Below are 18,276 nucleotides of genomic sequence, written 5' to 3'. Positions count from 1 at the left end.
ACAACTGCACCCCATCTTTGTCCCATCGGCCGATCCGGCGCGGGGCTTTCGCGGAGTTGACTGCGCTGACCAGCACCGACCAGGCAGGAGGAACCATGGACGCCATCGCGACCACACCCACGCCCGTCAACGAACCCGTCGGCAGCTTCGCCCCCGGCACACCCGAACGGGAGCGGCTGCGCGCCCAGCTGACCGAGCTCGCCGCGACGCCGACCGAGGTACACCACGTCATCGGCGGCAAGCATCGCCGCACGGCCGGACCGGTCGTCGAGGTGGTGCAGCCGCACCGGCACGCCGCGGTGCTCGGCACCCTCACCTTCGCGGAGGCTCGCGACGTGCAGGACGCCATCGAGGCCGCCGCCGCGGCCGCACCGGGGTGGCGCGCGCTGTCGTTCGAGGACCGGGCCGCGGTGTTCCTGCGCGCCGCCGATCTGCTCGCCGGGCCGTGGCGCGAAACCCTTTCCGCGGCAACGATGCTCGGTCAATCCAAAACCGCGTACCAAGCCGAGATCGACGCGCCGTGCGAACTGGTCGACTTCTGGCGGTTCAACGTGCATTTCGCGCGCCAGATCCTGGCCGAGCAGCCGATCTCCACGCCGGGCGTGTGGAATCGGCTGGAGTACCGGCCGTTGGAGGGCTTCGTCTACGCGATCACCCCGTTCAACTTCACCGCCATCGCGGGCAACCTGCCGACCGCGCCCGCGCTGATGGGCAACACGGTGCTGTGGAAGCCCGCGCCGACCCAGGCGGTGGCCGCGTACTGGACGATGAAGCTGCTGGAGGCCGCGGGACTGCCGCCCGGCGTGATCAATCTGGTGCACGGGGCGGGCCCGGAGGTCTCGGACGTGGCGCTGGCCGACCCGCGCCTGGCCGGTGTGCATTTCACCGGATCCACCGCGACCTTCCGCCACCTGTGGCGCACCGTGGCGACGAATCTCGATCGCTACCAAGGCTATCCGCGACTGGTCGGCGAAACCGGCGGCAAGGACTTCGTGCTCGCGCACAGCTCCGCCGACCCGGACGTACTCACCACGGCGCTGCTGCGCGGGGCGTTCGACTACCAGGGCCAGAAGTGCTCGGCCGCCTCGCGCGCGTTCATCCCGAAATCGGTGTGGGCGAAGATGGGCGCCGACCTCGTCGACAAGGCGAACGCGCTGACCTACGGCGACGTCACCGATTTCGGCAACTTCGGCGGCGCGCTCATCGATCGCCGCTCCTTCACCAAGAACGCCGACGCCATCGCCAGGGCGAAGGCGACGCCGGGCCTGACCATCGCGGCGGGCGGCCGCACCGACGACAGCGTCGGCTATTTTGTCGACCCGACCGTGCTGCTCGGCGACGACCCCACCGACGAGGCGTTCCGCACCGAGTACTTCGGTCCGATCCTTGCGGTGCACGTCTACGACGACGCGTCGCCCGGATCCTTCGACGCCGCGATGGAACTCGTCGACCGCGGCGCGGCATACGGGCTCACCGGCGCGGTCGTCGCCGACGACCGCGCCGCCGTGGCGGCGGCCACCGACCGGCTGCGCTTCGCCGCGGGCAACTTCTACGTCAACGACAAACCGACCGGCGCCGTGGTCGGGCAGCAGCCGTTCGGCGGGTCTCGCCTGTCTGGCACCAACGACAAGGCGGGTTCCCCGCAGAACCTGCTGCGCTGGGTCTCGCCGCGCACCATCAAGGAGACCTTCGTGCCGCCCACCGATCACCGTTATCCGCACCAGGCCGCGGCCGTCCACACCTCCGATGCCGAGACGGAGGTGCGGTGATGCCCGCCGGACTGCTGCGGCCCGCCCTGCTCGCGGCGGCCCGCTCCCCGAGGCTCGAGCGCGGCGTCACGCGGATGCGCGCCACCCGCTCGCTGGTCGACCGCTTCGTCGCGGGCTCTACCGAGCCGCAGGCCATCGCCGCCACCACGGCGCTGCGGAGTTCGGGCCGCTTCGTCACCATCGACTACCTCGGCGAGGACACCACCGACCTCGCCCGGGCACGAGACACCGTGGCGCACTATCGCGCACTGCTCACGGCGCTCGGCCAACTGCCCGATGCCGCCGAGCCGGGAATCGTCGGCCCGCTGGAGGTTTCGCTGAAACTCTCGGCGCTCGGCCAATCCCTGCCGCGCGACGGACACCGGATCGCACTCGACAACGCCCGCGAGATCTGTGCCGCCGCGCGCGAGGCGGGGGTCGCGGTCACCGTCGACGCCGAGGACCACACCACCACCGACTCGACGCTGTCGATCGTGCGGGATCTACGGGGGGACTTCCCCGGTACCGGCACCGTGCTCCAGGCCTACCTGCGGCGCACCGAGGCCGACTGCCGCGAGTTCGCCGGCCCCGGGTCCCGCATCCGGTTGTGCAAGGGCGCGTACCGGGAGCCGGAGTCGGTGGCCTACCAGTCGGCCGCCGAGGTGGACGCCGCCTACCTGCGGTGCCTGCGCATCCTGATGGACGGCGCCGGCTATCCGATGGTCGCCACCCACGACCCGGCGATGATCGAGGCGGCCAAGCGCTACGCCGACCAGGTCGACCGCAAGGCGGACGAGTTCGAGTTCCAGATGCTCTACGGCATCCGCGACGCCGAACAGCGCCGCCTCGCCGCGGACCGCCATCGGGTGCGGGTCTATCTGCCCTACGGCGACCAGTGGTACGGCTACTTCATGCGCAGGCTCGCCGAACGGCCCGCCAACCTGGTGTTCTTCCTGCGCGCCCTGGCGCAGGCCAACCGGCGCTGACCACGTTCCGACCGCCCGGCGTTGTCCAGTCGGACAACCCGGGCGGAACATTATTTATCCAACTCACCGATCACACCGGATTCGTGGTCCGATTAGCTGACTGCCACCAGTGTGATCTGCGTTACCGCGCGCGTCCCGCGACCCGGGCGCGCCGCAATGCAGCGGAGAAAGGAAGCCGCATGTCCCTCGCGGAGTTGCGCCACCAGATGTTGCGCCGCAAACCCCTCGTCGAAGTCGAGGACGAGACGCCCACCGACGAACGGTTGGCCAAACACCTCGGCGTATGGCAACTCACCGCGATCGGCGTCGGCGGCATCATCGGCGCGGGCATCTTCACCCTCGCGGGCAGCGTCGCCAACAAGACCACCGGTCCTGCCGTGTTGCTGTCCTTCCTGGTGGCGGGCCTGGCCAGCGCGGCGGCCGCGCTGTGCTACGCGGAGTTCGCCGGCATGGTGCCCAAGGCGGGATCGGCCTACACCTACGGCTACGTCTCGCTCGGCGAGTTCGTCGGCTGGTTCATCGGATGGGATCTGCTGCTGGAGTACATCGCCGTCGCGGCGGTCGTCGCGATCGGCGTCTCCGGGTACTTCGGGTTCCTGCTCGACCAGGTGGGCATCACGCTGCCCGACTGGATGCTCGGCGCCTCCGGCACCGGCGACGGTCACGTCGTCGACGTGTTCGCGATGGTGTTCTGCCTCGGCACGGCGTGGGTGCTCTCGCGCGGTATCCGCAGTGTCGGCCGGTTCGAAACGGTCGCGGTCGGCATCAAGGTCGCCCTGGTCCTGCTGATCATCGTGCTCGGCGTCTTCCAGATCGACAGCTCGAACTACACCCCGTACTTCCCGTACGGGACCGGCGCGGTGATGACGGGCGCGGCCACGGTGTTCTTCGCCGTGTTCGGCTACGACGCGATGAGCACGGCGGCCGAGGAGTCGGTCGACGGCAAGAAGCACCTGCCCAAGGCGATCCTGTACTCGCTGGCCATCGCGATGGTGCTGTACGTGCTGGCGACCCTGGTGCTCACCGGCATGCAGAAGTACACCGAAATCGACCCGGAGAGCGGCTTTTCCAGTGCCTTCGAGGCCGTCGGCATGCCAGGCATCGCCAACATCATCGCGGTCGGCGCCATCGTCGGCATCATCACCGTGGTGCTCACCTTCATGCTCGGCGTGACCAGGGTCTGGTATTCGATGAGCCGCGACGGCCTGCTGCCCGAGTGGTTCGCCAAGACCCATCCGGAGCGCAAGGTGCCGACCCGCGTGACGTGGATCGTCGGCATCGGGTCGGCGATCCTCGCGGGACTGCTGCCGATCAACCTGGTCGCCGAGCTGACCAATATCGGCATCCTGAGCGCGTTCGTGGTGGTCTGCGTGGCGGTGCTGGTGTTCCGCTACACCCGGCCCGAGGTGCCGCGCACCTTCCGGCTGCCGTTCATGCCGGTCGTGCCGATCGTCGGCGTCGTGTTCTCGGTGTGGCTGATCCTGTCGCTGCCGTGGGAGACCTGGGCGCGCTTCGGAACCTGGCTGGTGGTGGGTCTGGTGATCTACCTCGGGTACTCGCGCACGCACTCCAAACTCCAGCAGACCGCGCCAGGCACGCCCGACGCAGTCGGCTCGGCGCGCGAGTGACCAGCGCGGCGGGGCTTCGAGGATTATTCGGATGAATACTTTCGAATCGAATCGGATTCGCTACCGTGAGCCGGTGACCAAGAAAGATTCACCAGTACCGCCACCTCAGGCCCCGCCGCGCCGCAGCCGCACGCCGGTCTCCCTCGACGACATCGACCGCGTCCTGCTCGACGAGCTGGCGCGCGACGGCCGCATGACCAACAACGCGCTGGCCGCCGCGGCCGGTATCGCGCCGTCGACCTGCCTCGGGCGGGTGCGGGCCTTGGTGGAGCGCGGCGTGATCCGCGGCTTCCACGCCGACATCGATCCGTCCGCGCTCGGCCGGGGCTTGCAGGCGATGATCGCCGTACGGCTGCACGGGAATTCGCGCAAGCACCTCGCCGAGTTCGGCAGGCGGCTCGCGGCGCTCGCGGAGGTGCTCAACGTGTACTTCATCGCGGGCGCCGACGACTACCTGATCCATGTCGCCACCGAGAACACCGACGAGCTGCGCGGTTTCGTGCTGGAGCACCTGAGCGCGAATCCCGCGGTGTCCTCGACGGAGACGATCCTGATCTTCGAGCACCTGCGCCCGCAGACGCCGGCGCACTGAGACCTAGACGGACACCCGGTCCGCCTCCGGCGCGCCCGCGATCCCGCGCGAGTCGGGCGCGCTGAGCCGCACCACGTCGGCGGCCCTGTCGTCGGGCTGCTCGTTGGCGCGCAGTTCGGCCTCGACGCGCACCCGGTAGGTCTCGATCTCGCGCTCGATCCGCTCCTCGTCCCAGCCGAGGTACGGGGCGACCAGGCGCGCGACCTCGGCCGCGACCAGCACACCGCGATCGCCGGTCTCCACCGAAAGCCGGGTGCGGCGGGTGAGGACGTCGTCGAGGTGCAGCGCGCCCTCGTGCGTCACGGCGTAGACGATCTCGGCCCGCAGGTAGCGGGAATTGCCCAGCGGCGCACCGAGTTCCGGCTGCGCGAGGATGAGTTCGCGCAGTTCGCCGACGGCGCTGCCGTAGCGGCCGAGCAGGTGCTCGACGGTGGCCAGGTCGACGCCGAACTCGTCGGCGAGGCGAGCGCGGGACAGCGACAGCTCGCGGTACCCGTGCGCGCCGACCAGCGGCACCCGCTCGGTGCACGACCGGGCGATGCGCCCGGGCAGATCCGCGACGGCCGCATCGATGGCGTCCTTGGCCATCACCCGGTAGGTGGTGTACTTGCCGCCCGCGACGATCACCAGGCCCGGCACCGGCGTCGCCACGGTGTGCTCGCGCGAGAGCGCGCTGGTCTGCTCGGAGGCGCCCGCCAGCAGCGGCCGCAGCCCGGCGTAGACGCCGACGATGTCGTCGTGTCCGATGGGCTGCTCCAGCAGCCGATTCACTTGGGCGAGAATGTAATCGATGTCGGCGCGGGTGGCGGCGGGGTGGGCCAGATCGTGGTCCCAGTCGGTGTCGGTGGTGCCGACGACCCAGTGGTCGTCGCTCCACGGGCACGGGATCACGAACAGCAGGCTCTTCTCGGTCTCGGTGATCAGGCCGGTCTCGGAGTCGATGCGGTCGCGCGGGACGACGATGTGCACGCCCTTGGAGGTGCGGATACGGAAGTCGCTCGCCCCGCCGAGCATGTCCTGGATCTCGTCGGTCCACGGCCCCGCCGCGTTGACGGTGCGCTTGGCCCGGACCGGGATGTGCCGACCGCTCTCCAGGTCGTGCACCAGCGCGCCGACGATCCGGCCGTCCTCGCGCAGGAAGTCGACGACCCTGGCACTGGAGGCGACCAGCGCGCCGTGGCTCGCGGCCGTGCGCGCCAGCATCATCGTGTGGCGCGCGTCGTCGAGCTGACCCTCGTAGAAGCTCACGCCGCCGCGCACGGTTCCGCGCTTGGCGCCGGGGAAACGCGCCAGCGTGGCCCGCCTGCCCAGGTGCCGATGGTGCTGCGGCACACCGCGTCCCGCGCCGAGCACGTCGTACACGCCGACGCCTGCGCCGACCCAGGCCCGGTCCAGACCGGGTCGCTCCAGCGGGTAGACGAACTCGACGGGCTTGGCCAGGTGCGGCGCGAGGGTTTCCAGGATCAGCGAACGCTCCCGCAGCGCCTCGAAGACCAGGGCGAAGTTGAGCTGCTTGAGGTAGCGCAGGCCGCCGTGGACCAGCTTCGACGACCGGCTCGAGGTGCCGGAGGCGTAGTCGCGTGCCTCGACGAGCCCGACGCTGAGCCCGCGGGTGACCGCGTCGAGCGCGGCGCCCGCACCGACCACACCCGCGCCGATGACGAGCACGTCCAGTTCGGTGCTCGCCATGGCGTCCAGGGCGCGGGTGCGTTCCGCCGGGCCGAGCGCGACGGGGGCGGTGAGAGAACGGTCGACCATGTCGGTCTCCTTCTGTTCGAATCGTGTTGCGCGCGTGCGCATGTGGTCTGGGTGGGCGGGCGGCTCAGTGCGCGGGCGCCCAGTCGAGGGTGCGGCCGATGGCCTTGCGCCAGCCCTCGTATCCGGCGGCCCGCTGCGGCTCGGTCCATTCCGGTCGCCAGCGCGCGGATTCGCGCCAGTTCTTGCGCAATTCCTCGGCGCCGCCCCAGAATCCGACCGCCAAACCCGCGGCATAGGCGGCGCCGAGCGCGGTCGTCTCCGACACCACCGGGCGGCTCACCGGCACGCCGAGCACGTCGGCTTGGATCTGCATGCAGAGGTTGTTGGCGGTGACTCCCCCGTCCACCTTCAGCACCTCCAGCGCGACGCCGGAGTCCTTGAACATCGCGTCGGCGACATCGCGGGTCTGGTAACAGATCGCCTCGAGGGTGGCGCGGGCGATGTGGGCGTTGGTGGCGTATCTGGTCAACCCGACGATCGCGCCGCGCGCGTCGGAGCGCCAGTGCGGCGCGAACAGGCCGGAGAACGCCGGGACGAAATACACCCCGCCGTTGTCGGCGACCTCGCCCGCCAATGTCTCGCTCTGCGAGGCGCCCTGGATGATGCCGAGCTGGTCGCGCAGCCACTGCACCGCCGAGCCGGTGACCGCGATCGAGCCCTCCAGCGCGTAGACCGGGTCCTGTCCGGCGAATTGGTAGCAGACGGTGGTGAGCAGCCCGTTCTTCGACCGAACCGGCGTGCCCCCGGTGTTGAGCAGCAGGAAGTTGCCGGTGCCGTAGGTGTTCTTGGCCTCGCCCGCGGACAGGCACACCTGCCCGATCATGGCCGCCTGCTGATCGCCGACCGCCGCGGCCACCGGGACCTCGCCCGCCAGCGGCCCCTGCGCGGTGGTCCGGCCGTAACCCGCGGGATCCGACGACGGCCGGATGGACGGCAGCATGGCGCGCGGAATGTCGAACAGCGCCAGCAGTTCGTCGTCCCAGTCCAGGGTTTCCAGGTTCATCAGCATGGTGCGGCTGGCGTTGGTCACGTCGGTGACGTGTACGCCGCCGCGCACACCGCCGGTGAGGTTCCACAGCAGCCAGGTGTCGATGGTGCCGAACAGGGCCTCGCCGCGCTCGGCCGCCGCGCGCAGACCGTCGACGTTCTCCAGCAGCCAGCGGATCTTGCCGCCCGCGAAATAGGTGGCGGGTGGCAACCCCGTGCGGTGGCGGATCAGTTCGCCCGCACGGGATTCCAGCTCGGCGGCGATCCGGTCGGTGCGCGTGTCCTGCCAGACGATCGCGTTGTGGTACGGCCGTCCGGTGCGGCGGTCCCAGACCACGGTGGTCTCGCGCTGATTGGTGACGCCGATCGCGGCCAGGTCCGCGGCGCGCAGGCCGTGCGAGTTCAGCGCCGTCTGGATGACGGCCGACGTGCGTTCCCAGATCTCGACCGGATTGTGCTCGACCCAGCCGGGCCGCGGCAGGATCTGCTCGTGTTCGAGCTGGTGCCGGGCGACGACCGCGCCCGCGTGGTCGAAGACCATGAAGCGGGTGCTCGTGGTGCCCTGATCGACCGCACCGATGAGGTCAAGCATGCGTCTCTCCGTTGTTCCGTTGTCCGGCGCGCGCGGCGGCCGGTACGCCATGCCGAAGGTAGGCAGCCACCGATGCGGCGACAACGGTGCCCGTTCGACAATGTCGAACGTTTCGCGTTCCCGCAGTACAGTCGAGTCCGTGCCGGGACCGATTCAGTCGATCGAACGGGCCGCCGCGATCCTGCGGGTGGTCGCCGAGGCGCCCTTCGGCGTCGGCGTCGGCGAACTCGCCGGCGCGCTCGGCCTGCCGAAGGCCACGGCGCACGGTCTGCTGCGCACCTTGCAGCGCGTCGGCTACATCGAGCAGGACGACGCCACCGGCAAGTACCTGATCGGCGCCGCGGCCCTCGGGCTCGCCGACGCCGGGCTCGACACCAACGTGCTGCGCTCCTACGCGATGAACTGGGCCGACACCCTCGCCGCGCGGTCCGGCGAGTCGGTGCGGATCGGGGCGCTGCGCGGGGAAGGTGTGTCGATCGTGCACCACGTCTTCCGGCCCGACGGCACCGAACAGATGCTGCGGGTCGGCGTCGAGTTGCCCTTGCACGCGACCGCGCTCGGCAAAGTGCTGCTCGCCTACACACCGGGTTTGACCGAACGGGTGGCGAGCGCGCCGCTGCCCGCCTACACCCGACGCACGGTGACCGCGCCGCGCGCCGTGCACGCCGAGATCGCGCGGGTGCGCGCGCAGGGCCACGCCGAGGACGTCGCCGAGTTCGCCTTCGAGCGGGCGTCGGTGGCGGCGCCGCTGCGCGACGCGGGCGGACGGGTGGTCGGCGCGCTCGGAGTGGTCGGCGCCGTCGACCGGGTGACCGACCCCGGCGTCCGTCCCAAGCTCGTCGAACTGGTGCGCGCCACCGCCGCCGCCATTTCCCGAGACCTGGCCGCCGACCGGCCGCGGGTGCGTTCGTGAGCGAACGCAGTGAGCGAACCATGTGCCAGCGCGCGGCGCGCATGCCGGAGACGAGCGTCAGCGAGGCGGAGGCATGAGCGCTGATCGCGGCCGCGGCCGTTACGTGATGGCCATCGACCAGGGCACCACCTCCAGCCGCTCCATCCTGTACGACGCGGCGGGACAACTGGTTTCGATCGCCCAGCGCGAGCACCGGCAGCTGTACCCTGCCGCGGGACGGGTCGAGCACGACGCCGCGGAGATCCGCCGACACGTGGCGGCGCTGGTCGACCGGGTGATCGCCAAGGCAGGCGTCGCCGCCGACCAGGTGGTGGCGATCGGCATCGCCAACCAGCGCGAGACGACGGTGCTGTGGGACAGGGAGACCGGCTTGCCCGTAGGCAACGCGATCGTCTGGCAGGACACCCGCACCGAAGAACTCGTCGGCAGGCTCGCCCGGAGACCCGAGGCCGAGGAGGTGGTCCAGCGCTGCGGATTGCCGCTGCTGAGTTACTTCGCGGCGCCGCGCATCCGGTGGCTGCTCGACCGCGACGAGCGGCTGCGCGAGCGCGCCGAAAACGGTGCGGTGCTGTTCGGCACGATGGACAGCTGGCTGATCTGGAACCTCACCGGCGGCCCGCGCGGCGGCGTGCACGTCACCGACGTCACCAACGCCGGGCGCACCATGTTGATGAATCTCGCCACCCTGGACTGGGACGACCGGCTGCTCGACTTCTTCGGCATTCCGCGCGCGATGCTGCCCGAGATACGTTCCAACGCCGAGGTCTACGGCCACACCGCGGCGGGCATCCCGATCGCGGCCGCGCTCGGCGACCAGCAGGCGGCGCTGTTCGGCCAGACCTGTTTCGCCGCGGGCGAGGCCAAATGCACCTACGGCACCGGCAGTTTCCTACTCACGAACACCGGGACCACGCCGGTGCGCTCCACCCACGGACTGCTCACCACGGTGGCGTTCCAGATCGACGGCGAGCCCGCTCGCTACGCGCTGGAAGGGTCGATGGCCGCCACCGGGACGCTGGTGCAGTGGCTGCGCGACCGGCTCGGTCTGATCGACGCCGCGCCCGAGATCGAAACGCTCGCAAGCACTGTCGAGGACAACGGCGGCTGCTACGTGGTGCCCGCGTTCTCCGGCTTGTTCGCGCCGCGCTGGCGCGCCGAGGCGCGCGGCGTGATCGCGGGGCTCACCTCCTACATCACCAAGGGGCATCTGGCCCGCGCGGTGCTCGAGGCGACCGCGTGGCAGACCAGGGAGGTGGTCGACGCGATGAACGCCGACACCGGCTACGCACTGACCGAACTGCGCGTCGACGGCGGCATGACCTCGAACAACCTGCTGATGCAACAGATCTCGGACGCGCTGGGGGTGCCGGTGGAGCGGCCGCTTTTCTCCGAGACGGTGTCCCTCGGCGCGGCCTATGCCGCGGGCCTCGCCGTGGGCTTGTGGCCCGATATGACGGGTCTGCGCCGCAACCGCCGCACCGCGAGCCGGTGGCTGCCGACCATGCCCGAGCAGCGGCGGGACCGGGAGTACCGCCGCTGGTCGCGGGCCGCCGAACTCACCTACAACTGGAACGAACCGGGCGAAGCGTGAACCGCCCGCGTGGCGCGACGGCGCGTCGGTATGCCGTCCGCCACACCGACGCTACGGTGCTGGAAGCAAGGCTCGAATTCGTCCGGTACATCGCGTCGCCGCATCGGCGCCCACCGAGGAGGGGCAGTTGCTCACCGTCGTCCAGATACTCGCCGTGCTCTCGGCGCTGCTGCACGGCTACATCTTCGTGCTCGAGTCGCTGCGATTCGCCGAGCCGAAGGTGTACGCGGGGACGTTCCACGTCGAGCGCGAGGATCTCACGGCCGTCCAGCCATGGGCCTTCAACCAGGGCTGGTACAACCTGTTCCTCGCGATCGGCACGTTGATCGGCGCGCTGCTGCTGCCCACGCTCCCCCAGGCGGGCTGGGCGCTGCTGCTGATCGGTTGCGGTTCGATGATCGCCGCCGCTGGCGTCCTGGTGGCGAACGACCGGCGTTTCGTCAAAGCCGCCCTGATCCAGGGGACGCTGCCCGCACTCGCGCTGATCACGGGCCTCACCACCCAGCTCTGAACGCGGGGAGGGCGCACCGAAGCGGCCCTCCCCCAACCGGTTACGGGTTCAGATGCACCGGAAGGCGGCGGTGGCCGTTGGAGATGAAGCTGGGCACCGAGCCCAGCTCTCCCGGCTCGACGGCCAGTTCCATCTTCGGGAACCGCGCGAAGATCGCGGGCAGCGAGACGGCGGCCTCCATGCGGGCCAGCGGAGCGCCGAAGCAGTGGTGCGCGCCGTAGCCGAAGGCGAGGTGCTCCTTGTTCGCGCGGTGCACGTCGAACTCGTCGGCGGTGTCGCCGTGCAGCTTCGGATCCCGGTTGGTCGCCACGTAGGACGCCAGGATCGGCTCGCCCTTGGCGATGCGCGCACCATCGAGTTCGATGTCGTCGACAGCGAAACGCAGCGGGAGGTGCGCGACCGGAGCCTCGAACCGCAGCGCCTCCTCGATCAGATCGCTCCACGCGGCCCGCTCCTCGACCACCTCGGCGCGCTGCTCCGGTCGGGTCAGCAGCGCGAAGATGGCCTGGTCGAGCAGGTTCACCGTGGTCTCGTGGCCCGCGCTGATGACGAGCAGCAGCGTGTCGATCAGCTCCTGCTCGGTGAGCTGGGCGCCGTCCTCCTCGTCGCGGTGCGAGATGAGCAGGCTGGTCATGTCGTCGCCAGGGTGCTCGCGCCGGTAGGCGACGAGTTCACCGAGGATCCGGTACATCTCCATGTAGTTGGCCTGCGACTGCTCGGGAGTGAGCGAGGTGTCGAAGATGCCGTCCACGCAGGTGCGCAGCCCGGCGTTCAGCGACTCCGGCACACCCATCAGCTCCGAGATCACCTGGATCGGCAGCGGATACGCGAAACCGTCGCGCAGGTCGACGGGTTCACCCGCCGGAGCCGCGGCGAGTTCGTCGAGCAGTGCCGCGGTGATGGCCTCGATCCGCGCGCGCATGGCCTCGGTGCGGCGATGGGTGAACGCGGGCGCCACCAGCTTGCGTAGCCGCCGGTGGTCGGCGCCGTAGGCGGTGAACATGTTGTTCACCGCGACCCAGAGGAACAGCGGCCAGTCCTGCGGGATCTCGCCGTTGATGAACGCGGGCCAGTGCTGGCTGGCGTCCTTGGACACCCGAGGGTCGACGAGCAGCTTCTTCAACAGTTCGGCATCGGTCACCGACCACGCCCGCACACCGCCAGGCAGCTCGACGAGCACGACCGGCCCGCGCTCGCGGATACGCGCGGACTCACCCTGGATATCGGCGCCGGTCGGGTCGAGGACAAGGGGCTGACTGTCCATCGGGGCACTCTCCTTAATACAGATTCAGCGGCGGGGATTTCGGGAAGGTGACCGGAAGGGACACCAGAGCGCGATGGAAAGGCCCTGGCCGCCAAGCCAATTGATCGACCGGCACCGCTAGTCGAATTTCGGGTAGCGCGTCGAGCAGCTGGTCGATCGCGTCCTGCGCGATGAGGTAGGCCGCCGACTTCGCCGGGCACGCGTGCGGACCCGTGCTCCATGCCAGATGCGAACGGTTGTCGGTGTAGTCGCCCGCGTCGATCGCCGGATCGTTGTTGCACGCCGACATGCTGATGACCACCGGCTGGTGCGCGGGCAGCCAGGTGTTGTCGATCAGGATGGGCTGCTTCGGATACGAGACGCAGTAGTTGGCCATCGGCGGGTCGGTGAACAACACCTCGTCCAGCGCGTCGCGGGTGGAGAGGCTGCCGCCCAACAGGTTTCCGGCGAACCGGTCGTCGGTGAGCATGAGCAGCAGCGTGTTCACGATCAGGTTCTGCTCCGGCTCGATGCCCGCGCCGTACAGGGTGACCAGCTGGTGGATCATCTCCACGTCGTCGAGCCCGACCGGGTGGCCGATCAGCCGGGAGACGATGTCGTCGCCGGGCTCCTTGCGTTTGCGGGTGGTCAGCTCGAGCAGGGCGTCGGTGAGCATCGCGTTGCCCTTGTCCGCGTTCACGCCCTCGAAGATGGCGGCCATGCCGGTGGCCACCTGCTGGCCGATATCGGCTGGGCAGCCGAGCATCTCGTTGAGCACGGCGAACGCGAGCGGGAAGGCGTACTGGCTGATCAGGTCCGCCGCGCCGTCGGCGCAGAAGGCGTTGATCAGCGGGACGGCGACCTTCTCGATCGTGGCGTGCATGGCGTGCAGATCGACGTCGGAGACCGCGGCGAGGTTGGCCTGCCGGTAGCGCGTGTGCTCGAGACCGGCGCTGCGCAGCGCGTTGGGGCGCCATTCCAGCATCGGCAGGATCGGGCATTCGCCGGGCACGTTCTGCTGCCAGGCGCGCGGGTCGGCCGGAAAGTGCTCGGGATCGTTGAGGATTCGCAGCGCGGTGTGGTACCCGATCACCAGGGTCGCTGGGATGCCGGGCGCCAGCTCGACCGGCGCGAGCGAACCGTACTTGCGACGCATCTGCCGGTAGGCGCCGTGCGGGTCGGCGGCGAACTCCTCGGTGTAGAGCGGCACTCGTGGGCCGTCGGTGTCGATCGGCGAGCCGTGCGGGACGGGGCAGACACCGGCGGGCGCCGCGTGCTGAGGCATTGTCAAAGTCGGGACTCCAGACGGTGGAACAGGAATTCGACGAGCGTGATGAGCGATTGCAGACACGTGCCTCGATGCCGCGCGTCCAGCGTGGTCAGTGGTGTGCCCTCGGCGAGGTCCAACGCGTCGCGGACCTCATCGAGGGGGTACTGCTTGGCGCCCTCGAACTGATTGACCGCCACCGAATACGGCACGCCGCGTTCCTCCAGCACCGAGAGGACTTCGTCGGCCTTCTCGATGCGCCGGGTGTCGACCAGCACAAGGGCGCCGAGCGCGCCGCGGGCCAGCTCCTCCCACAGCGGCACGAAGCGCTGCTGCCCGGGTGTACCGAAAAGGTATAGCGCCAGTTGCGGATTCAGCGTGATACGACCGAAGTCCATCGCGACGGTGGTCTGCGTCTTACCGGGCAGACCGGCCATGTCGTCGACACCGATACTCGCCTCGGTGATGGTCTCCTCGGTGCGCAACGGCTTGATCTCCGAGACGCTGCTGACGAAGGTCGTCTTGCCGACACCGAAATTGCCCGCCACCAGCAATTTGACCGATCGGGTCACGGTCTCCGGCACATAATCGACGACTCGCTCAGGCCGAGAGAGCGCGGAGCCCATTCAGTACCTCCTCCAAAAGGGCTATCTCCGGCAGGTTCTCGGCCGGGGTTGGCGTGGTCAACTGGCCGCCGTCCATGAGATCGGCTACGACGATCTTCACCACGGACGGCGGCAGGTCCAGATAGGCGGCGATCTCGGCGATGGACAGCACGCCGCGCCCGCTGCACAGGTTCATCACGCGGCGTGCGTCCGGGCTCGCGCCGGGCGCCGGGGCCAGCGCCGCGACGACGAGCGTGACCAGATCCAGTTCGCGCGTGGGACGCGAACGCCCGCCGGTGCGCACATAAGCCCGAACCAGGTCGGGGTCGCGGCGGGACCTGGTCATGACAGGCTGCTGTCTGTCCTCTGCCGCGACTGGCTGCCGAGTTCGTGCCCGACGCGCCCGGCGAGTTCGTTCATCCGGTGCGCGATGAGACTGACGTCGATGTCCGCCGTGGTGGAGACCCCGAGCAGGGCGCCCTCGCCAGCGGCGGTGATGAAGATCATCCCGTCGTCGTACTCGGTCATGTTCTGGCGCAGGCCCGTTTCCGGTCCGCCGCAGAACTCGCCGAGCGCCTTGCCGAGAGACCGCAGACCGGAGGCGGCCGCGGCGAAACGTTCGGCGTCGTCGCGGGCGATGCCCTTCGAGTGCGCGATACGCAGCCCGTCATCGGACAGCAGGACCGCGAACCGGACGCCTGGAATGCTGAGATCCTCGAGTAGCCAGCCGAGCTTGTTGCTGCTGTCGGCCACGGCGGTAGTCGGTGTGCCCATCAAGATGTCATCCCTTCCGTGTGTTCGGCGGCGGCGGCGCGGCCGCTCTTGGAACCGGTGTGCCATGCGGCGGCGATCTCCGGCCTCGCTGGCGCGGGGTCGCCGGAAGTCCTTGCGCGCGTGCCGATCGCGGGCGCGACCGCGCGGCGCCGCCGCTTCGGTAGGCCGCCCTCGGTGATCTCGTGCACCGTGAACTCGGTGTCCTCCGGCTCCTCCGCGCGCGGCGCTGGCGCCGGTTCGGGCGCGGGCGCCGGAGCCTCGGCCGGAGTGGCTGCTGTCGTCTTGTCGCCTCCGCTCGGAGCGGCGAGCAGGGCCTCGGGGATGTACACCATCGCGCGCATGCCTCCGTAGGCGTTGGGCCCGTCGATGTAGACCGTGAACCCGTAGCGACGCGCGAGCGCGGCGACACCGGGGAAACCGACCTTCGGCGACGGACCGAGCTGGTGGATGTCGACCGGACGCTCGTTGGCGAGCACCTGCCTGGCCTCCTCCATCTGCTCGGCGTTCATCCGCACGCCCGCGTCATCGATGATGACGGTGACGCCGTGGTGTCCCTCCTGGAAGCTGACGTCCACGAAGGAGGTCGGCGGCGAGTAGCGCAGCGCGTTGTCGAGCAGGGTGGCCAGGGTGTGCACGAGCGGTTCCACCGCTCGGCTGACGACCACGCGGTCCAGCTGGGTGGTACGCACCCGCAGGTAGTCGCGCACGCGGCCGGTGGCGCCGCCGACCACGTCGGTGAGCGACTGCGCGGGCCAGCGCCTGCCTGGCAGACCGCCACACACGATCACGTAGGACTGCGCCTGGCGGATCATCTGCTGGACGGTGTGGTCGATCCGGGTGAGCGTGGCGTACACGTCGTCGTTGCGGTGCTGGCGCAGCGCGGCGCTGACCACCTGGCTGACGTCGGCGCCGAGGCTGACCACGGAGGTGCCGAAGGAGCGCACCGCGCCGCTGGTCGCGTCGCGCGCGGCGGCGCCGACCTCGGCGCGCACCGCCTCCTCGGCGGCGTGGATCGCTTGTCTGGCGTGCGCGTCGGCCTCGGCCGCCGCCCGGTCCCTCGTCTCGGCCTGCACCATGCGCAGGTCGTCGGCGTAGCGATCGCCGATCCACTGCAGGCACTGGGCCAGCCGCGAATTCTGCAGCCCCGTCGGCACTTCGATCGTGCTTGTCGGCTGCTCGTAGCGTCGGACGGCGTCGGTGATCGCCGGCATGGTCTGCCCGGCGAAACGCTCCAGCGCCTCGTCACGCTTTCGCTGGTCCTCCAGTAGGGACTCGGCTCTGGCGCGCTCCCGGCGCAGCGCGGCGATCGTGTAGACGACCGCGACGACAAGCACCGTGGCGAGGATCCATGGAAGTAGTACGGCGATATCCAGATTCATCAGTTCTCTCGTCGTTGACGGGACCGAGCCTCCCCCCGATGCACCGCCCCCGTTAAGGTCCCCGTCCGAACCCGCACCCTGCCACCACAGATCTCCGTCTTGTCTTTCCTAACGACACCGATCGTGTGACGCCTGATCGGATCCATTGCGCGTCGGAGGATCTGGCGCTCGCGGACAAGCACCACCGGAGGCTCACCGCTCACCTCACAGTGCCCGCAGCGCAGGCGACCAGCGAATCGATCACCGACCGACCGGAGCCAGTCCGACACGCCCAGAACCCGACGACTCGCCCACCCTAGCAGCATCACAGCGAAGTCACGACGGATCCCGATGACGGGCTTCGCAATTCGTAGCAAAAAGCGCGGCGACGTCGGAAAACGCAAGCGGCGCATGTCAATGCGGGAGACGCGAACCCGCTGTTCGGAGCGAAATCGAACATCCTCAGCAGTCGTTGTTCGCCGAATTCGCAACGGCGCCATGGAACAACGGACAGAGGAGGCCACCACCGATGCCGAAGCCGGTCTGTCCAGTGGTTACGCTGACTCCATGACGGCCGAGACGGATTCCACTTCCGCTGCGCGGGAAAGGATCCTCGCCGCCGCCTATCTGCTGTTCACCCGCCGCGGCATCCGCGATGTCGGCGTCGACGAGGTGATCGCGCGCGCGGGCATCGCCAAGGCGACGCTCTATCGGCACTTCCGCACCAAGGACGATCTGGTGCTCGCCGTCCTGCGGCGCAGGGAGAAGCTGTGGACCTTCGGTTTCGTCGAGGAGCGTTCCCGGCTGCTCGGGCAGACACCCGAAGAGCGGTTGCTCGCCATCTTCGACGTCTTCGACGAGTGGTTCAACGGCCCGGACTTCGACGCGTGCACGTTCATCAACGTGCTGCTGGAGATGGGCGCCGAGCATCCGGCCGGGCGCGCGAGCATCGAACACCTGGACAACATCCGCGGTGTGGTGCGGGCCCGCGCGCAAAGCGCGGGTCTCCGCGAACCCGACGAGTTCGCCAGGTCATGGCACATCTTGATGAAGGGCTCGATCGTGTCCGCGGCGGAGGGCGATCGACAGGCCGCGCGCCGCGCTCGCGAGATGGCACGCGCCCTGATCGCCGCCCACCGACCGGGGCGGAACTCGACCTAGCTCTGGAGACCGGCTTCGATCTCCAGCGTGAGGGTGACCTTGTCGCCGATGACAGCGCCGCCGTCCGGCAGCGGCATGTCGATGTCGAGGCCGAACTCGCGGCGGGAGACCACGGTCTTGGCCTCGAAGCCGGCGACCGGGCCGTTGCCCATGCCCGGGTTCACGCCGAGGAACTCCACGTTCAGCGAGACCGGCTTGGTGTTGCCGCGGATGGTGAACTCGCCGTCGACGACGAATTCCTCGCCGTTCACCCGGAATCCGGTGGACTTGAACGTCATCAGCGGGAACTGCTCGGCGTGGAAGAAGTCGGCGGTGCGCAGGTGGGCGTCGCGCTGCTCGTTGTCGGTGGTCAGCGAGTTCACCCGGATCTCGGCCTCGGCCGACGCGGCGCCGTCCTCGCCGATGACGAGCTTGCCCTCGAAGTCGGTGAACCGGCCGCGGACCTTGCTCACCATCAGGTGGCGTACCGAGAAGCCGACGGTCGAGTGGGCGGGGTCGATGACCCAGGTGCCCGCGGTCAGTCCCTTGGCGATGGCGGTGGTCATGATGGTCTCCTTCGGTT

Annotated in this window: 17 protein-coding genes; 8 read left to right on the top strand and 9 right to left on the bottom strand. The window is 69.6% G+C overall.

Annotated features, from left to right (window positions below):
* The first annotated feature begins 95 nt into the window (after positions 1-95).
* From pruA to CRP45_RS00555, 4 genes are all read left to right on the top strand, one after another.
* The gene (gene pruA / locus CRP45_RS00570) at positions 96-1,769 is read left to right on the top strand and encodes an L-glutamate gamma-semialdehyde dehydrogenase (protein WP_097243335.1); all 1,674 of its coding nucleotides are present in this window, start codon (positions 96-98) and stop codon (positions 1,767-1,769) included.
* Positions 1,769-2,734, top strand: a complete 966-nt coding sequence (locus tag CRP45_RS00565; protein WP_067779147.1) for a proline dehydrogenase family protein — start codon at positions 1,769-1,771, stop codon at positions 2,732-2,734. Before pruA ends, CRP45_RS00565 begins: the two co-directional genes overlap by 1 nt.
* 179 nt (positions 2,735-2,913) lie before the next feature.
* Positions 2,914-4,362 carry an amino acid permease gene (locus CRP45_RS00560; protein WP_067779150.1) on the top strand — a complete coding sequence of 483 codons (1,449 nt, stop codon included), beginning with the start codon at positions 2,914-2,916 and terminating at the stop codon, positions 4,360-4,362.
* A 73-nt stretch (positions 4,363-4,435) separates the two neighbouring features.
* Positions 4,436-4,954: an Lrp/AsnC family transcriptional regulator gene (locus CRP45_RS00555; RefSeq protein ID WP_245909783.1), complete on the top strand. Its 519-nt coding sequence runs from the start codon at positions 4,436-4,438 to the stop codon at positions 4,952-4,954.
* Positions 4,955-4,957: 3 nt separating this feature from the next.
* On the opposite strand, the gene CRP45_RS00550 is transcribed toward CRP45_RS00555, so the two are convergent.
* Together CRP45_RS00550 and glpK (CRP45_RS00545) are read right to left on the bottom strand one after the other, a co-directional pair.
* The gene (locus tag CRP45_RS00550) at positions 4,958-6,712 is read right to left on the bottom strand and encodes a glycerol-3-phosphate dehydrogenase/oxidase (RefSeq protein WP_097243333.1); all 1,755 of its coding nucleotides are present in this window, start codon (positions 6,710-6,712) and stop codon (positions 4,958-4,960) included.
* Between the two features lie 64 nt (positions 6,713-6,776).
* Positions 6,777-8,291, bottom strand: a complete 1,515-nt coding sequence (gene glpK, locus CRP45_RS00545; RefSeq protein ID WP_097244465.1) for a glycerol kinase GlpK — start codon at positions 8,289-8,291, stop codon at positions 6,777-6,779.
* A gap of 139 nt (positions 8,292-8,430) precedes the next feature.
* Between glpK (CRP45_RS00545) and CRP45_RS00540 the strand changes: the two genes are divergently transcribed.
* The 3 genes from CRP45_RS00540 (at position 8,431) to CRP45_RS00530 (ending at position 11,306) form a co-directional block, all read left to right on the top strand.
* Positions 8,431-9,204 (top strand): IclR family transcriptional regulator, encoded by a 774-nt coding sequence (locus CRP45_RS00540; protein ID WP_097243332.1) that lies wholly within the window; start codon positions 8,431-8,433, stop codon positions 9,202-9,204.
* Between the two features lie 73 nt (positions 9,205-9,277).
* Positions 9,278-10,795, top strand: a complete 1,518-nt coding sequence (gene glpK / locus CRP45_RS00535) for a glycerol kinase GlpK (protein WP_067779157.1) — start codon at positions 9,278-9,280, stop codon at positions 10,793-10,795.
* Between the two features lie 127 nt (positions 10,796-10,922).
* Positions 10,923-11,306: a DUF1304 domain-containing protein gene (locus CRP45_RS00530; RefSeq protein ID WP_067779160.1), complete on the top strand. Its 384-nt coding sequence runs from the start codon at positions 10,923-10,925 to the stop codon at positions 11,304-11,306.
* Between the two features lie 40 nt (positions 11,307-11,346).
* Here CRP45_RS00530 and CRP45_RS00525 read toward each other — a convergent pair whose 3' ends face one another.
* From CRP45_RS00525 to CRP45_RS00500, 6 genes are read right to left on the bottom strand one after another with little or no spacing between them, the layout of a single operon-like run.
* The gene (locus tag CRP45_RS00525) at positions 11,347-12,570 is read right to left on the bottom strand and encodes a cytochrome P450 family protein (RefSeq protein WP_097243331.1); all 1,224 of its coding nucleotides are present in this window, start codon (positions 12,568-12,570) and stop codon (positions 11,347-11,349) included.
* 13 nt (positions 12,571-12,583) lie between these two features.
* Positions 12,584-13,834: a cytochrome P450 gene (locus CRP45_RS00520; protein ID WP_097243330.1), complete on the bottom strand. Its 1,251-nt coding sequence runs from the start codon at positions 13,832-13,834 to the stop codon at positions 12,584-12,586.
* 2 nt (positions 13,835-13,836) lie between these two features.
* The gene (locus CRP45_RS00515) at positions 13,837-14,442 is read right to left on the bottom strand and encodes a GTP-binding protein (RefSeq protein WP_067779169.1); all 606 of its coding nucleotides are present in this window, start codon (positions 14,440-14,442) and stop codon (positions 13,837-13,839) included.
* Positions 14,417-14,767 (bottom strand): DUF742 domain-containing protein, encoded by a 351-nt coding sequence (locus CRP45_RS00510; RefSeq protein WP_067779172.1) that lies wholly within the window; start codon positions 14,765-14,767, stop codon positions 14,417-14,419. Before CRP45_RS00510 ends, CRP45_RS00515 begins: the two co-directional genes overlap by 26 nt.
* On the bottom strand, positions 14,764-15,195 hold the full coding sequence (locus tag CRP45_RS00505; RefSeq protein WP_067779175.1) for a roadblock/LC7 domain-containing protein: 432 nt from the start codon (positions 15,193-15,195) through the stop codon (positions 14,764-14,766). The genes CRP45_RS00510 and CRP45_RS00505 overlap by 4 nt, the downstream gene beginning before the upstream one ends.
* A complete protein-coding gene (locus tag CRP45_RS00500) occupies positions 15,195-16,574 on the bottom strand; it encodes an ATP-binding protein (RefSeq protein WP_097243329.1) in 1,380 nt (459 codons plus the stop codon). The genes CRP45_RS00505 and CRP45_RS00500 overlap by 1 nt, the downstream gene beginning before the upstream one ends.
* Before the next feature lie 546 nt (positions 16,575-17,120).
* Between CRP45_RS00500 and CRP45_RS00495 the strand changes: the two genes are divergently transcribed.
* The gene (locus CRP45_RS00495) at positions 17,121-17,714 is read left to right on the top strand and encodes a TetR/AcrR family transcriptional regulator (protein WP_097244464.1); all 594 of its coding nucleotides are present in this window, start codon (positions 17,121-17,123) and stop codon (positions 17,712-17,714) included.
* On the opposite strand, the gene CRP45_RS00490 is transcribed toward CRP45_RS00495, so the two are convergent.
* Positions 17,711-18,259 carry a YceI family protein gene (locus tag CRP45_RS00490; protein WP_067779180.1) on the bottom strand — a complete coding sequence of 183 codons (549 nt, stop codon included), beginning with the start codon at positions 18,257-18,259 and terminating at the stop codon, positions 17,711-17,713. The two genes, CRP45_RS00495 and CRP45_RS00490, sit on opposite strands and share 4 nt — an antisense overlap.
* Positions 18,260-18,276 lie beyond the last annotated feature (17 nt).

The organism is Nocardia amikacinitolerans (assembly GCF_900215415.1).
Classification (GTDB): Bacteria; Actinomycetota; Actinomycetes; order Mycobacteriales; family Mycobacteriaceae; genus Nocardia; species Nocardia amikacinitolerans.
The sequence above is the reverse complement of the archived record's forward strand: the minus strand, read 5'-3'. Positions and strand labels throughout refer to the sequence as shown.

Excerpts from the sequence above, each read along its gene's own strand:
- CRP45_RS00550 (WP_097243333.1), bottom strand. The coding sequence starts at position 6,712 with ATGGTCGACCGTTCTCTCACCGCCCCCGTCGCGCTCGGCCCGGCGGAA.
- glpK (WP_097244465.1), bottom strand. The coding sequence starts at position 8,291 with ATGCTTGACCTCATCGGTGCGGTCGATCAGGGCACCACGAGCACCCGC.
- CRP45_RS00560 (WP_067779150.1), top strand. The coding sequence starts at position 2,914 with ATGTCCCTCGCGGAGTTGCGCCACCAGATGTTGCGCCGCAAACCCCTC.
- CRP45_RS00490 (WP_067779180.1), bottom strand. The coding sequence starts at position 18,259 with ATGACCACCGCCATCGCCAAGGGACTGACCGCGGGCACCTGGGTCATC.
- CRP45_RS00565 (WP_067779147.1), top strand. The coding sequence starts at position 1,769 with ATGCCCGCCGGACTGCTGCGGCCCGCCCTGCTCGCGGCGGCCCGCTCC.
- CRP45_RS00510 (WP_067779172.1), bottom strand. The coding sequence starts at position 14,767 with ATGACCAGGTCCCGCCGCGACCCCGACCTGGTTCGGGCTTATGTGCGC.
- CRP45_RS00515 (WP_067779169.1), bottom strand. The coding sequence starts at position 14,442 with ATGGGCTCCGCGCTCTCTCGGCCTGAGCGAGTCGTCGATTATGTGCCG.
- CRP45_RS00505 (WP_067779175.1), bottom strand. The coding sequence starts at position 15,195 with ATGGGCACACCGACTACCGCCGTGGCCGACAGCAGCAACAAGCTCGGC.
- CRP45_RS00520 (WP_097243330.1), bottom strand. The coding sequence starts at position 13,834 with ATGCCTCAGCACGCGGCGCCCGCCGGTGTCTGCCCCGTCCCGCACGGC.
- glpK (WP_067779157.1), top strand. The coding sequence starts at position 9,278 with ATGAGCGCTGATCGCGGCCGCGGCCGTTACGTGATGGCCATCGACCAG.
- CRP45_RS00525 (WP_097243331.1), bottom strand. The coding sequence starts at position 12,570 with ATGGACAGTCAGCCCCTTGTCCTCGACCCGACCGGCGCCGATATCCAG.
- pruA (WP_097243335.1), top strand. The coding sequence starts at position 96 with ATGGACGCCATCGCGACCACACCCACGCCCGTCAACGAACCCGTCGGC.
- CRP45_RS00500 (WP_097243329.1), bottom strand. The coding sequence starts at position 16,574 with ATGAATCTGGATATCGCCGTACTACTTCCATGGATCCTCGCCACGGTG.
- CRP45_RS00495 (WP_097244464.1), top strand. The coding sequence starts at position 17,121 with ATGACGGCCGAGACGGATTCCACTTCCGCTGCGCGGGAAAGGATCCTC.